This is a genomic window from Rhodococcus sp. PAMC28707, from assembly GCF_004795915.1.
In the GTDB taxonomy this organism is placed as follows: Bacteria; Actinomycetota; Actinomycetes; order Mycobacteriales; family Mycobacteriaceae; genus Rhodococcoides.
Genome location: NZ_CP039253.1, coordinates 1,575,252 through 1,589,898, shown reverse-complemented (window position 1 = coordinate 1,589,898; position 14,647 = coordinate 1,575,252). Strand labels below are relative to the sequence as shown.

The following is a 14,647-nucleotide window of genomic DNA, read 5'->3' as shown; positions in this document are numbered from 1 at the left end:
ACACAGCCCGCGCACGACTACACAGTAGTTCCGTAGCCCATCCCACGCAGCATCGACAGCAGTTCCGAGCGTGTGCCCGCACCGAGGCGCCGCTTGATGCGCGCGACGTGGTGTTCGACGGTCTTGGCAGAGATGTAGAGCCGATTGCCTGCTTCGCGGTAGGTGATGCCGAGGACGAGCATTTCCGCGACTTCTGCCTCGCGTGCGCTGAGCGCACCTTTCGGTTCTGCGGTTTCCGCGCTCGGTGACGCGACGGGCTGGCGAAGTGCTCGAGCCACCTGGAGCAATGTGGTCGCAGCTCGGGTGTCGGCGACGCGCAGTGCGGCTTCGCCGGCGAGGCGGGCGCCGTCCCACGACAATCCGAACTGGGTGAGCGAGTGGGCCGCCGCTTCGACGTCGGATACGTTCGGATGGCCTTGCAGTACGCCCAACCAGGCGCGACCGGCGGATGCGAGGGTGGCGCTGTACCGGTTCGATTCGGCTGCCGAGGCGAGTGCCCGCGCATGCGGAACCAGTTCGGTGGGGTTCTCGGCAGCGATGGCGGCCTGAACTCCGTACCAATGAAATGCCGACGCCCAGGCGCTCGGCTCGTCCAGGCCTGCAAGTACGGATTCGACCTGCGCAAGCAGATGCGTCATGCGGTCGGGTTGACCCACCCGCACGGACCCGAGCCAGAGTTCACCGATCGGTAGCAGTGAGAACAAGTCGGCCGAGTATTCGGCGATGACGTCCTGCGCCTCCTCCCAAGCATTGATCAGTGCCCCTCGGTCACCGGACCGGCGGGCCAGCCCGACTCCGATCGCGTGGAAGAAGAGTCGATTTCGACTGTGCGAAGACGGGATCCGCATCGTCTCGATGCGGGCTGCTGCTGCTGCCACATCACCGGACAGCATGCTCGCCCAGGTGTGGAGCAATGCAATTCTGGTGCCGCTCGGATGCTGCACGGGTGCGGTGGACCGCGACACCAGCGATTCGACGCGCCCGAGATCGCCACAGTGAAGCGCGAACAAGATGGCGGTTGCCGACGCAGTCTCGGGGGCCGCTCGCCTGACGTCGGCGCCGGACAGTGACACCGCGCGCATCAGTGTGTTCGTCGCAGCGGTGGTCTCGGCCGTCGACTCCGCAGTGATGGACTGCTGTAGTCCACTGTTCAGCAGGGTCAGCGCAGCAGTCGCCGACGTGGGCGGTGCTGTAGTCGCAGCCGTACCGGTAGGCACGACGCCTGCCACCGAGGCGACGACGGCGGCCAGTGGGGCGTCCGTTCCTGCGCGTTCGGGGCCGAGCCACTCGTAGAGTTGACGTCCACGCTCGGTCATGCCCCGCTCGGCAGCAACGGTGGCCGATGTCCTTATCGCTGTCCGCAATTGGCCTGCAGTCACCGAATCGCTGTGCTCGAGGATGTGATCACCGAATCGCTCGGCTGCATCGAGATCGCCGAGCACAGCTGCTACATCGGCCCTTCGCGCAGCCAAGGGAAGTGGTTCGGCGCCCGCGTCGACGGCACACGAATACAGCGTCGCGGCCGATTTGGGCTCTGCGCGATCAGCTTCGACGGTGAGGAAGTACGCCAACTGTGGATGTCGAACGCCTGCACCGACGATAGTCACTGCCATAGCGACGTCGAGAGTGTCTGTCTTGCAGCGATATTCGAGCAGGGAAGTAAGTATCTCAGAGAGTCGAGGTGCGCCGAGTGCGGCGAGTAATACCTCGGTGACACCGGACAGTGAGGGAGGTTCCTGTGCCAATACGCCTGCCGCTACTGCACTCTCGCGAACTGCTGCCGGATCGGTGGATCCCTCGATGAGTTCGGTCAGCACTTCGGTGTCGGATTCGGCGCCGAAATGAGCCAGCGCGACCACACTCTGCTCGGCGCGAGTCAACGCAGCGAGGTACATCACTCGATGAGCATGGACAGCGTCGACGACGACCTTGGTGACCGACATGTCCGCGTCGACACGTCTACTGGCCTCCAGCGCGACGTCGACGGTATTCTCACATCCACCGGTGGCGGTCAGGATGGTCCCGGCCAGCGCGCGCGAAATCGGTCGTCCAGCATTGGTTGCCCGGGCGGCGATGTCGGACTTGGTCAGCACGAAAGCTGCTACTTGTTGCCGAGCAACGGGGGAACGAGTCCGACGATGCCACCGACCGCATCGCCCGTGCCCTGAACAACACCCCCGACGCCCTGGCCGACGCCTTGAAGCACGTTCCCTGCGGCATCTCCGGCGTCGGACAAACCAGGACCGGTGTAAGCCGGTGGTGTGTAGGCCGGTGGTGTGTATCCCGGGAGCTGCGGATTCGGTGCGGGCACATTCGGTGCGGGCACATTCGGCGCAAAGACGCCCGGCACCGGGGCAGGGGCACCGGGTGCTCCGACTGCGGCAGCCGGAACGGCGGATCCTGGAACGGAGACGACCGAGCCGTCAGCGGCGATAGCCGTTCCCGGTGCCGGGATCAGCGATCCGTCGGCAGCCACGGTCGGAGCAGGTAGACCGTTTGCGGCCGTGCCCATCTCGGCAACGGTGGCGGCAGTTACCGCCGACGTACTGGCTCCGGTGCTGTTCTCCGACACCGAATCGACCGGCGCATCCTCGGTGGTCAACGCGGTTCCTACGGACAATCCGCCACCGGCGATGACCACGAGCGCGGCAACGCCAGCGAAGACGATACCGACCTTCCTGCGGCCGGATGCTCCGGTCGATTCGGTCGCGGACGTGGCAGCCGGCGATGCGAACGCTGGGCGCGGCGCGGGCCGGGTGAGCGCGACGGCAGCGGCAACCGGAGCGTCGAGGACAGCCGCGCGGGCCATCTCGTTGGCAAGCAATGCTGCGCCGATGGCGGGGATGCGGTCCGGATGCGGACTGGTGACCACCGGAACACGCAGGTGTGAGGAAACAAGTTCGGCGACAAGGGGAATGCTGGAGCTACCCCCGATGAGGAGGACCTGAGTCACATCGGAGACGTCGAGGCCGGAGGTGTGCAGCACGTCGCGAATCAGCTCGATGGAATCGAGGACCGGGCGGCGGATCAAGTCTTCGAGTTCGCCACGGACGAGCCGTGTCTCGGTGTGCACAGAAGGAAGGTCGATGGTCAGCGTCGTTGCAGTCTCCGAAGAAAGCTCTTCCTTCGCCTCACTGCAGCGGGCACGAAGTTCGACGAGGGCGCCGACGGTATCGGGATCGAACGGGTCGAATTCGAACGATGCGCTACTGGCCGCGGTGTCGAGGACGTGCTCGGTGATCAGGTGGTCGAACTGTGCTCCGCCGAAGTCGGTGGAGTTGGCTCCGGCTCCGATGGTTCCGGATTCGGCGCCGGTGCGCATCAGGGTGATATCGAGGGAGGAGGCGCCGAGGTCGTAGATGACGACGAGGCCGTCGCTCGCAGCGCCGCGTGAACCCTCGAGCCAGCGCATGGCCGCGGCCGAGTCGGGGACGAGCGTCGCATCGGGAACGCCTGCACGTTCCAAAGCGCCGCGGAGAACGTCGGTCGTATAGGTCGACCACCGGTCGGGATGAGTGACCACGACGGTGGGATCGCAGGGAGTGCCCGCACACGCTTCGGCAACGAGGGCCCGCGTGGCAGTGGCGAAGAGGTCCTCGGCCTGATGCGACCGTCCGTCCTCGTCGATGACGGGAACGGGGTCTCCGACGCGGTCGGCGAATCCGCTGATCAGATGGCGGCTCTGGCGATTCTGGCGCCCGGCGAGGCTGGGAGCGGCACCGGGGCGAAGGTCCAGAGCGGACCGGCGAGTGACGGTGAGCATTGCTTCATCGGTGGCGAAGTCGCGGGGCGCGTGGGGATCTTCGGAAGTATCGAGGGCAGCCACCGAGGCAGCTGTTCCAATCCGTATGCCGAGCCCTGCGCTCATCTTCATCTCCGGCTTCTTGTTCGATCCGCACGTCCTATTCGATCTTGTGTCGGAAGCATCGCACCTTTCGTTACGTCTCACAGCAGGTGAAGCGGTATCGAAGGGGAAATCCCCCAACAGCTCCGAATCCCCTAACGGCTCACCCCTAGGCCCGCTGGTTCGACTAGGGGGATCGGCCCCGTTCTGCCGGGAACCGGCGGCACATAGCTTTGTGATCAACCACGAAAGACCGAGCAAAAGAATGGAGCCACTTCACATGGCCACCAACGCAGTACTCGACTTCATCCTCAGCCTGCTCCGCGACGACAAGGCAGCTGCCGCATACTGCGCCAACCCGGATATCGCGCTGGCCGCGGCAGGGTTGGGGGATGTGTGCCATGCCGACATCGTCGCGGTTGCCCCCCTGGTAGCCGAGTCAGGGCTGTTCGCAGGAGCAAGCTCGCAGCTCTCGGCCATCCTCGGTGCGGGCGCAACGGGAAGCATCGAAGGCGGCCTGGCCGGTGGCGGTGCAATCGGCGGTGGACTATCGACCGGCCTTGGACTGACAGCCGGTGCCGTCGCAGGCGGAGGACTTGCAGGTGGCGGACTCATCGGTGGCGGCATCGGTGGTGGTGTAGATGGCAGCGTGGGCGGCGAGGTCGATCTGGCCGGTGACATCGCGGTCCAAATCGGTGCCTCGCTCAGTGCAGCTCTCGCCGCAGGCGGACACATCGGGGCCGACCTCGGCGCAGCGCTCGGTGCCGTACTGGACGCCGGCGCATTGGCAGACCTCGACCTCGCCGGAATCGCGAATGCCGACATCGGTGTCCTCGTCGGCGGCGCCCTCGGTACTGCCCTCGATCTGGACATCAGCGTCGTCGGCAGCCTGACCGCTGCATTGAACACCGCAATCGACGCTTCCGGACAGGCCGGAGTTTCGACCACGCTCGAAGGTGTCCTCGGTGGCGCATTCGGTGTAGGTGGCGAAGCCGGAGCAGGTCTCGGAGCAGCTTTCGACGGAGTTCTCGGCACAAGCGGTGCACTCGACCTCGGCGCAATCCTCGGTGCCGGTACCGAACTCGGAGCAACTCTCGACGGCGCACTCGGATCGGCTCTCGGCGCCGCGGGCGGCGTCGCAGGATCCGGTGATCTCGACCTCAGTGGTCTTACAAGCGCAGGCATTGCCGGTGGAATCGACGGCGGCATCGACGCCGTCGGCGAAGCAGGCTCGGGGGTCACCGGCGGATTGTCCGGGCTTGCCGGGCTGGGCGGCGGCCTTGCCGGAGGTCTCGGCAACCTGGGCGGCGAGCTGGGTGGCTCGCTCACCGGCGCGCTCGACGGCGCAGCAGCGGGTGCAGTGGACATCGGCGGCGGCGTAGCCGGAACCATCGACGCCGGCGCATCCGCTGGTGCCGACGCGGCTGTCTCCACGGGCGCAGGGGTAGCAGGCGCAGTCGGTGGTGGGCTCGGCTCGGCTACCGATCTGTCCGCCGATCTATCCGGCGCCGCTGCCGGTGGAGCCGACATGGTCGGTGCAGTCACCGGCGGCATCACGGGCGGCGCATCCGGATCGTTCGATTCGACCTCGGCCTTCGATTCGAGCGCCTGGTCCGGCATAGATTCGAGCATCTTCGGACAAGCACAGTCCGACGCGGGTCTGCACTCGGACACCGGTCTGCACGGTGACTTCGACAGCTCGGCACAGTCGGTCGCCGACCTGTCGACCGGTGATCACCACACCGATCTGCTCGACCCGTAACGATGCGGTTGCTCTGTCGTTAGAGTTCACCCGAATGCTCGAGAAGGAACGTGTATCGGAAAGAAGGCTATGGACGGGCAATCGAAGCAGCTGGCCGATTTGCTCGATCGCACTGCGGAAGTGGCGCAGAGTGTCGGTCGGTCCGATCTCGTGTCGAGAGTGGAACTCGCGAAGGAGCGAGTGCTCGATCCCAGAAGGCGCATCGTCGTCGTCGGGCCTCTGAAACAGGGAAAAAGCCAGTTCGTCAACTCGTTGCTCAATCTCGACGTGTGTTCGGTCGGTGACGACGAGACGACCGCCATCCCCACCGTTGTGCAGAACTCGGAACGTCCGTATGCAGAACTGGTGCTTGCCGATCCAGGCAACGAGGCCGTTCGGGTCGAAGTACCGCTCGAAGAACTACAGACCATCACCCCTGCTGATCCTCGGGCGCAATCGCGCGAGGTCCTTCGGCTCGAGATCAATGTACCGAGTCCGCTACTGGCCGACGGGCTCGTGCTCGTAGACACTCCCGGTGTGGGTGGCCATGGAAACCCGCATGCCGCAGGCACACTTGGATTGATTCCGTCCGCAGACGCGGTACTGGTCGTCTCCGATGCCAGTCGCGAGCTCACCGAGCCCGAAGTGTCTTTTCTCCGACAGGTTCTCGGCCTCTGCCCTTCGGTTGCATTGTTGGTCACCAAGACCGATCTCTATCCGCACTGGCGGCAGATCGTCGACGCCAACCTCGCTCACCTGGCTCGTGAAGGCCTCGATGTGCCGATCATCGCACTGTCTTCCTTGCTGCGATCACACGCACTTCGGCTCAGTGACGAGGAGTTGAACAGTGAGTCGGGATTTCCCGAGCTCTACACGTTCCTCCGCGAGAGCGTCCTCTCGCGCGCCGATGCGACGACGCGAGCTGCCGTCTCGCTCGATATCAGGTCGGTCACCGAGCATCTCACGCTGGCAATGTCGAGTGAGCTTGCGGCACTACGCGATCCGCAGCGAGCCGAGGCAGCTGTTGCCGGACTGCAACGGGCGAAAGTGGCGGCCGAGGAGCTGCACAAGAAGACCTCGCAGTGGCAGCACACCCTGTCCGACGGTATTGCCGACCTCGCCGCGGATATCGACCACGACCTTCGTGATCGACTGCGTCGAGTGACACGCGAGGCAGAGGAGACCGTGGACGGTGGGGATCCGAGTTCGGACTGGCTCGAGCTCGGTGACTGGCTCGAAGAGCAGATCGCCGCATCGGTGGGTGACAACTTCGTGTGGGCACACGACCGTGCGCTGTGGTTGTCCGAGCTCGTCGCGGAGCACTTCGCGGCCGCCGGCTCCGTCGCGCTGCCCGATCTCGATCTGGGCGATCTCGACGACATCCTCGAACCCGTTGCCTCGCTTGCCGATCTGGAGACGGGGAAGACCGGGATCACCCAGAAAGTCCTCGTCGGAATGCGTGGATCGTATGGAGGGGTGCTGATGTTCGGGCTCATCACCACCTTCGTCGGGCTCAGTTTGCTCAATCCGATTTCCATCGGTGCGGGCGTGCTGCTGGGCACCAAGGCGTACAAGGAGGACAAAGAAAATCAGGTCAGGGCTCGTCGTTCGGAAGCCAAGATCGCGATTCGCCGCTTCACCGATGACGTCAGCTTTCAGGTCGGTAAGGAATCGAAGGATCGGCTACGCCTGATTCAGCGGGTGCTGCGCGATCACTTCACCTCCATTGCCGAGCAGACGCTGCGATCGCTCAACGATTCACTGCGCGCAGCCCAGGACGCAGAAACCGTCGAAACGGCCGAAAGATCAACGAGGATAGAGCATTTGGATCGGGAGATGAAGGTCGTCGCGGAGCTGAACGAGCGTGCCTGCGCTCTAGTGCCGAACGGCCGAGCGCAGTGACACCGCTCGCCGATGCCCGTGAGCTGATCTCCGCCGCACGCGCTGCATATTCGATCGACACCTACGCCGCTGCCGCACTGACCGAGGTACTGGATCGGCTGGGCCAGCCGCTGCGCGTCGCGCTCGCCGGGTCGCTCAAGGCCGGTAAGTCGACACTGCTCAATTCTCTTGTCGGGCAAGATATAGCGCCGACCGACGCCACCGAATGCACCAAGGTCGTCACCTGGTATCGCAACGGTGCCAGTCCGAACGTCACAGCCTGGTACGACGGAGACAAGTCCACACACGTGCCGGTGCAGCGCCGCGACGGACGCTTGGCGTTCGACCTCGGCGATCTGACGGCGTCCGATGTCGACCGTCTCGAAGTCGAGTGGCCCGCGCGCGCCCTGACACACAGCACCATCATCGATACGCCCGGCACCTCCTCGCTCTCCCGAGACGTGTCGGCTCGCACGTTGTCGATGCTGGCGCCGGAGAACTCGTCTTCCGGGGCCGACGCCGTCGTGTATCTGATGCGGACGCTCAACGCTACCGACGTGAGCTTCCTCAGTCAGATCGGTGCTCATGTCGGCGGTGAGTCGGGACCGCTCGGTGTGATCGGAGTTCTCTCACGTGCGGACGAGGTCGGGGCAGGCCGGATGGACGCGATGATGTCCGCACACGAGGTTGCGGCTCGGTTCGCTGCGGAGTTGGAATCGACAGGACTGTGCCAGGCCGTCGTGCCGGTTGCGGGGTTGCTCGCGCTGGCCGCTGGAACATTGCGGCAGTCGGAGTTCGCGGCCTTCGAAACCCTGGCAGGTGTGCCCGAGAAAGATCTGGCGTTGGCGATGCTGTCGGCCGACCGGTTCTCGCGGCCCGGACTGCTTCCGGTCGATGCGGATCTGCGCGCGTCGATCGTCGATCGCTTCGGCATGTTCGGAATCAGGATGGCGATCACTCTGATCAAACTCGGCGTCCGTGATTCGCCGACATTGGCAGCGGAATTGACCGAACGGAGCGGGTTGAGCGAACTGCGCTCGGTGATCGACGTGCAGTTCGGTCAACGTGCGGACCAGCTGAAACTACATTCGGCACTCGTTGCGCTGCAGCGCATTCTCGAATCTCGGCCGATTGCGCAGTCCGCAGTCTTTCGAGCCGAAGCGGGCCGGATGCTGGCCGACGTGCATGGCTTTCAAGAACTACGGCTGCTCGGACGGCTACGATCCACCGTCCCGAAACTGCCCGACGGTGACCTCGCGGAACTGCAGCGGATCATCGGCGGATATGGCATCGACACCGCCGTCCGGCTCGGCTTGGATCCGGACTCCGGACCGGCCGAGCGCCGCGACAGGGCGCTCGACGCGATCTCGAAGTGGCGCAGACTTTCCGAGCATCCACTGCTCGATCAGTTCACCTCGCGCGCCTGCGCCATTGCGGCGCGCAGCGCAGAAGGTGTTGTCGCCGTGACGCATTGATCCGCGCGTCAGCGCAGGATGACCGGCACCCCCTGGTACGGGGCGAGGGTCATCGGGAAGCTGTTGAGCTCGTCGACCAGGCCGAGCTCCGAGTCGTCGAACATGTCGAAAACGCCCGCGCCGGGAGTCAGGAACTTGGACTGGATGGTGGCCGCTACCTCGTCCGAGGAGAAGTTGATGACCGTTGCCTGAATGGTGCCCTGACTCAGTTCGTGCACCATCACCAACAGTCCCTTGTGCGAGACGGTCGGTACATCGAGTTGTTGCGCGGTCGCAATGCCGAATCTGTTGCGAATCTCGATGATTCGACCGAGCTGGCTGGCAAACGAGTTTGGATCCTTCAGCTGTGCAGGCAAAGCACCATAGAGGCTGCGGCCACGAGGTATGCCCGATTCCGAGCGGACCGCGTCGGGGAAGCTGTCCATCAGATCGTGCGCGCCACGGTTGATCCAGCGGGTGTCGCCTTCGCGAATCAAATCCGCGACGTCCTCGGCGTCGATAGGAAGCACACCGAGTAGATCCCAACCCGACAACGCGAACACGCCCGGCTGCAGGGCGTTGAACATCGCGAGCATCAGATGAACGGTTTTGACGGTGTCGATATCGGACTCGTCCATCCGATCGAGATCGCGGATTCCGAGTGAAGCGGTGATGACACTGGCTGTGGTGCAAGCGATTCCGTTGGTGGTGAAGGTTCGGTTGTACGGCGCCCAACGTCCGGTGAGTCGATCGGTGAGATCGGACCGAATCAGATTGCCCAGATCCGAACCCTTCACGACGTCGCCGCAGTAGCTGAACTCGTCCTCTGCGTGCAGCGTTGCGAAGTGGATGAGCTCGAAGGTCAGTTCATCGTGGTTCTGCAGTGCGTGCACCAGCGAGGCCGGGTCGACGCCGTGGTCACGGCACAGCGTCATGGTGAGCCTGAGGAATTCGGTATTCCCCATGACGAGCGCGTGATGGTAGGCGGGTCGGTTGATGAAGTCGTACGACAGGTCGGCGCCGTTCTCGCTCATGGCCTTGATGTCGTCGATCGTCAAATTCAACTCTTGGAAGGTGAATCCGCCCATCTTGCGCACCACACTGGCGATCAGATGATTCGCGGCCTCCGACAGAGGGTGCCCCTCGGACCAGCCGGGGCCTTCCGCGCGACGCTCGACGCCGAGGAAGCCGTTGGCGTCCAATCGCAGCGCGCCGGCGCCGAGGTCGGCAATGGAGTGGCATGCGTCGCCGATCACCAGGCGCATCCCGGCGAACGACGGGTCGAGCCAGTTGATCGACGGCTGCCCGGCCTTGAAGTAGTGCAGGTACACCCAGCGACGCTCGATGCCGTCGATGCCGACGACGGGAGCTGTTGCGCTCCAGTTGGTTTCCTTTACTCCGAGCTCGTAGAAGATGACGCGTTGTAGCTGACCGATGATGTAGCCGGCGCGCGCGAGATTGGCTTCGGCTTCGGCGTCGATGTTCTGCGAGTCGGCACCGGCACGGACGCGCGGTAGTAGATGCCAGTCCTCCGGCTCGATCTCCACCATGTGGTAGATCCCCGGGTAGTCGGCGACCGCCATTTCGGCGAGGCGGAAATCCGCTCCCTTGCCGGTGTGCCCCGGGACGATGTCGTCGATGACGATGCCCTCGTATGCGGCGGCGACGACGCACAGGCGTCGAAACTCTTCCTCCGAGCCGAACGCGGGATCGATCTGCATCCCGATGCGATCGAAGTGACCGTCTACCGAAGGCGTCGGCTTCCAACCGTGGATACCGCCGGCGACCTTGACCGGTCCGGTGTGGACGGCGGTGATGCCGATATCGGAGAAGGCCTGCCAGAGTTCTTCGCTGCCCAGGGTGTGCAGAAAGCTGGTCTGCGGGGCGTTGATCACCGAGATCGGGTAGGCGGTGAACCAGACCGGGGCGCGCTCGACTGCTCCCCGTGGGTTGGGGTCGGCATAGGGGTTCTGCCACATGCTGCCCTTGCCGGAGAGCTGTTCGGCGATGAGTTTGGCATCCCTCAGCATCGACTGCTCGGTGAGCCATTCGACGTATTCACCATTGGCGGCGGTCGGATCGCTGTCCTGGGAGGAGTTGCCGATCCGGTTGGCCCGACGGACGGAGGGGCGGAGCGGTCGAGGTCTGGCTGGATAGAACTTCTCGTCGTAGGTGATCTCGCTTGGTTCGTGCTGCACTTCGGGATCCATATGCCTCCGTAGCCTCGCTTTTCCTCAAACCCTACGTAGGGAACGGACGGTCCGCAGTCTGGTATATCCCCGGTCGGGGCGCAGGCGAAACCCGGGGCAAGATGTTCGGCTCCTGAATTACATCGATGTTCTTCTGGGAGAACGTGATCGACCGGTGAGTAAAGCGTCACTCAATCGAGACCGCCTGGTATGGAATGTCTGGTTCGCATAGGTAATAGTCAATCTGGCAACAACAACATCAACTGCAACACCAACCTCATCTTTCACAGGAGACCCTCATGCGTCACATCGCCCGCGCCACCGTCCTGGCCTCGACAGCCGCTATTGCCGCCGCCATGGGTGCGGTCGTCCTGGCGCCCATCGCCTCCGCGGAGCCCGAAGCACCCGTAAGTCCCTTCGGTTCCTCGGCCGCCGAATCACCCGACCTCGTCGTCACGATCGGAACGGCGTGCGTGGCGAAAGACGACAAGAAGCCGGAGGGGGAGAAGGTCGGCGCGCTGGAGATCTCGGTCGAGAACGTCGGCAAGGGTGCCGCATCTGCGGTGTCCGTCAACTATGCGGTGCTGCCCGATGTCAACGGTGCCGCCACTGTCGAGAAGGTCGATCCGGGTAAGACGGAAAAGGTAATCGTGCCGAGTGGCGCAACCGAGTGGGTCTCGCGCCCGGGTGGTGTGGCGGTGTTCTCACCGCAGCTCGATGTCAACTACTCGAACAACGTCGCTGTCGGCCTGCTCAGTGTCGATTGCGCACCGGCGCCTGCCGACGTCGAGGAGTAGTCACGGACGGTTTCACCTCGATCCTGCGCCGTGACGGCACTGCCGTCACGGCGCAGTCTTGTGCGTAGGACGGCGTGTGTAAAAGGGTGCCGGGAACAAATTGCGCACATGCTCCGTTAACCCTTTCGACAGCCTTGAGTGGATGAGGCTCAAGTCCAGCTTGACGAACGAGAACTTGTCTTGCAGACTTGAGCGCAGTTCACTCAGCTAGGCATTTTTCACAGCAATAACAGGAGGAAACATTATGGCTCGTGCGGTCGGTATCGACCTCGGGACCACCAACTCGGTTGTGTCCGTCCTAGAGGGCGGCGAGCCGGTTGTGGTCGCCAACTCCGAAGGATCACGCACCACACCGTCGGTCGTCGCCTTCGCCAAGAATGGTGAAGTGCTCGTCGGCCAGCCCGCGAAGAACCAGGCGGTCACCAACGTCGACCGCACGATTCGTTCCGTGAAGCGTCACATCGGCACGGACTGGAACGTGGAGATCGACGGTAAGAAGTACACGCCACAGGAGATCAGTGCGCGCACGCTGCAGAAGCTGAAGCGCGACGCCGAGGCTTACCTGGGCGAGGAAATCACCGACGCGGTCATCACCGTGCCCGCTTACTTCGAGGACGCGCAGCGTCAGGCAACCAAAGAAGCCGGCCAGATCGCCGGCCTCAATGTCCTGCGCATCGTCAACGAGCCCACCGCGGCTGCACTCGCATACGGCCTGGACAAGGGCGACAGCGAGCAGACCATTCTGGTGTTCGACCTCGGTGGCGGCACGTTCGACGTCTCCCTGCTCGATATCGGCGACGGTGTCGTCGAGGTCCGTGCAACCTCGGGCGACAACCACCTCGGTGGCGACGACTGGGACGAGCGGATCGTCACCTGGCTCGTCGACAAGTTCAAGGCTCAGAACGGCATCGATCTGACCAAGGACAAAATGGCCCTGCAGCGTCTGCGTGAAGCTGCCGAGAAGGCGAAGATCGAACTGTCCTCCGGGCAGAGCACCTCGATCAACCTTCCGTACATCACGGTCGACGCCGACAAGAACCCGTTGTTCCTCGACGAGCAGCTCAGCCGCTCGGAGTTCCAGAAGATCACCTCCGACCTGCTCGATCGCACTCGTGCGCCGTTCCAGGCAGTGGTCAAGGACTCCGGCATCGCCGTCAAGGACATCGACCATGTCGTACTCGTCGGTGGTTCGACGCGTATGCCAGCGGTCTCCGAGCTGATCAAGGAACTGTCCGGCGGACGCGAGCCCAACAAGGGCGTCAACCCGGACGAGGTCGTGGCCGTCGGTGCCGCACTGCAGGCAGGCGTGCTCAAGGGTGAGGTCAAGGACGTTCTGCTCCTCGACGTCACACCGCTGTCCCTCGGTATCGAGACCAAGGGTGGCGTGATGACCAAGCTCATCGAGCGCAACACCACCATCCCGACCAAGAGGTCCGAGACCTTCACCACTGCTGACGACAGTCAGCCTTCGGTGCAGATCCAGGTCTTCCAGGGTGAACGCGAGATTGCTTCGCACAACAAGCTCCTCGGCTCCTTCGAGCTGACGGATCTGCCACCGGCCCCTCGCGGTGTGCCCCAGATCGAGGTCACCTTCGACATCGACGCCAACGGCATCGTGCACGTCACGGCCAAGGACAAGGGCACCGGCAAGGAAAACACGATCAAGATCCAGGACGGCTCCGGCTTGTCCAAGGAAGAGATCGACCGCATGGTGGCCGACGCGGAAGCTCACGCCGACGAGGACAAGGCTCGTCGCGAAGAGGCCGAGGTACGCAACCAGGCCGAGTCCCTCGTTCACCAGACGGAGAAGTTCGTCAAGGACAACGAGGACAAGGTCGACGCAGCTCTCAAGGGACGCGTCGAATCGGCAATCGAAGAGGCGAAGTCGGCTCTGAACGGCAGCGACATCTCGGCAGTCAAGACTGCAGTTGAGAAGCTGTCCACGGAGTCGCAGGCTCTCGGTACCGCCATCTACGAGGCTCAGGCCAACGAGCAAGGCGGCGCTGAGGGCGGTGCTCAGGCTGCTGACGACGGTGTCGTCGACGCCGAGGTCGTGGACGAGCCCGCCGACGACACGGACAAGAAGTGACGCCCCGCGACAGCGATCACGATCTGCCTAACTCCGAGAAGGAACCGGTCACTTTCGTGGACAAGCGAAAGATCGATCCCGAGACCGGTGAAGTTCGGGAAGGTGATGCAGTTCCGGAGCCCCTAGTGGGCACCGGGGCTGCACCCCAGCCCGGCTCGGCGGACCAAGGGGATGTCGAGGTAGAGGTGGTGGAGGACGTTCGCGATACACAGATCGCGGAACTCACCGCCGATCTGCAGCGGGTGTCGGCAGAGTATGCCAACTACCGTCGTCGGACCGACCGCGAGAAGCAGGTAGGAGCGGAGAACGCGAAAGCGTCCGTCGTCTCCCAGTTGATTCCCGTGCTCGACGATCTCGAGCGGGCACGCCAACACGGGGATCTCGAGACCGGGCCTCTCAAAGCACTGTCGGACAAGCTCGCCAGCGTCTTCGCGAACATCGGCCTCGCTGCTTTCGGCGCCGTCGGTGACAAGTTCGACCCTTCGGTTCACGAAGCTGTGTCCCATGAGGGTGAAGATCACTATCCGGTAATCGGAACGCTCATGCGTCCGGGTTACAAGCTCGGCGATCGCGTCCTGCGGACTGCGATGGTCGGTGTGGTCGATGATGCGTCACAAGATTCGGGAGCCGATGCTCCCGAGGGGCAGTAAAC

Annotated in this window: 9 protein-coding genes; 6 read left to right on the top strand and 3 right to left on the bottom strand. The window is 63.8% G+C overall.

Features of this window, described 5'->3' with window-relative positions:
* Positions 1-17 precede the first annotated feature (17 nt).
* Both E5720_RS07190 and E5720_RS07185 read right to left on the bottom strand, forming a co-directional pair.
* Entirely contained in the window at positions 18-2,093 is a 2,076-nt protein-coding gene (locus E5720_RS07190; RefSeq protein ID WP_136170083.1) for a helix-turn-helix transcriptional regulator, read from the bottom strand.
* A gap of 8 nt (positions 2,094-2,101) precedes the next feature.
* Complete coding sequence (locus E5720_RS07185) at positions 2,102-3,868, bottom strand: Hsp70 family protein (protein WP_247596202.1); 1,767 nt, start codon at positions 3,866-3,868, stop codon at positions 2,102-2,104.
* 256 nt (positions 3,869-4,124) lie between these two features.
* On the opposite strand from E5720_RS07185, the gene E5720_RS07180 reads away from it, so the two are divergent.
* The 3 genes from E5720_RS07180 (at position 4,125) to E5720_RS07170 (ending at position 8,941) form a co-directional block, all read left to right on the top strand.
* A complete protein-coding gene (locus E5720_RS07180) occupies positions 4,125-5,606 on the top strand; it encodes an IniB N-terminal domain-containing protein (RefSeq protein ID WP_136170081.1) in 1,482 nt (493 codons plus the stop codon).
* Positions 5,607-5,675: 69 nt separating this feature from the next.
* The gene (locus E5720_RS07175; protein ID WP_136170080.1) at positions 5,676-7,487 is read left to right on the top strand and encodes a dynamin family protein; all 1,812 of its coding nucleotides are present in this window, start codon (positions 5,676-5,678) and stop codon (positions 7,485-7,487) included.
* Positions 7,484-8,941, top strand: coding sequence for a dynamin family protein (locus tag E5720_RS07170; protein ID WP_136170079.1), 1,458 nt, complete (start codon positions 7,484-7,486; stop codon positions 8,939-8,941). The genes E5720_RS07175 and E5720_RS07170 overlap by 4 nt, the downstream gene beginning before the upstream one ends.
* An 8-nt stretch (positions 8,942-8,949) precedes the next feature.
* On the opposite strand, the gene treS is transcribed toward E5720_RS07170, so the two are convergent.
* Positions 8,950-11,130 (bottom strand): maltose alpha-D-glucosyltransferase, encoded by a 2,181-nt coding sequence (gene treS / locus E5720_RS07165; protein WP_136170078.1) that lies wholly within the window; start codon positions 11,128-11,130, stop codon positions 8,950-8,952.
* Positions 11,131-11,408: 278 nt separating this feature from the next.
* On the opposite strand from treS, the gene E5720_RS07160 reads away from it, so the two are divergent.
* From E5720_RS07160 to grpE, 3 genes are all read left to right on the top strand, one after another.
* Entirely contained in the window at positions 11,409-11,906 is a 498-nt protein-coding gene (locus E5720_RS07160; RefSeq protein ID WP_136170077.1) for a Pro-kumamolisin, activation domain family protein, read from the top strand.
* A 244-nt stretch (positions 11,907-12,150) separates the two neighbouring features.
* On the top strand, positions 12,151-13,995 hold the full coding sequence (dnaK, locus tag E5720_RS07155) for a molecular chaperone DnaK (RefSeq protein WP_136170076.1): 1,845 nt from the start codon (positions 12,151-12,153) through the stop codon (positions 13,993-13,995).
* Complete coding sequence (gene grpE, locus E5720_RS07150; protein ID WP_136170075.1) at positions 13,992-14,645, top strand: nucleotide exchange factor GrpE; 654 nt, start codon at positions 13,992-13,994, stop codon at positions 14,643-14,645. Before dnaK ends, grpE begins: the two co-directional genes overlap by 4 nt.
* Positions 14,646-14,647 lie beyond the last annotated feature (2 nt).

Excerpts from the sequence above, each read along its gene's own strand:
- treS (WP_136170078.1), bottom strand. The coding sequence starts at position 11,130 with ATGGATCCCGAAGTGCAGCACGAACCAAGCGAGATCACCTACGACGAG.
- E5720_RS07185 (WP_247596202.1), bottom strand. The coding sequence starts at position 3,868 with ATGAGCGCAGGGCTCGGCATACGGATTGGAACAGCTGCCTCGGTGGCT.
- E5720_RS07175 (WP_136170080.1), top strand. The coding sequence starts at position 5,676 with ATGGACGGGCAATCGAAGCAGCTGGCCGATTTGCTCGATCGCACTGCG.
- E5720_RS07180 (WP_136170081.1), top strand. The coding sequence starts at position 4,125 with ATGGCCACCAACGCAGTACTCGACTTCATCCTCAGCCTGCTCCGCGAC.
- E5720_RS07160 (WP_136170077.1), top strand. The coding sequence starts at position 11,409 with ATGCGTCACATCGCCCGCGCCACCGTCCTGGCCTCGACAGCCGCTATT.
- dnaK (WP_136170076.1), top strand. The coding sequence starts at position 12,151 with ATGGCTCGTGCGGTCGGTATCGACCTCGGGACCACCAACTCGGTTGTG.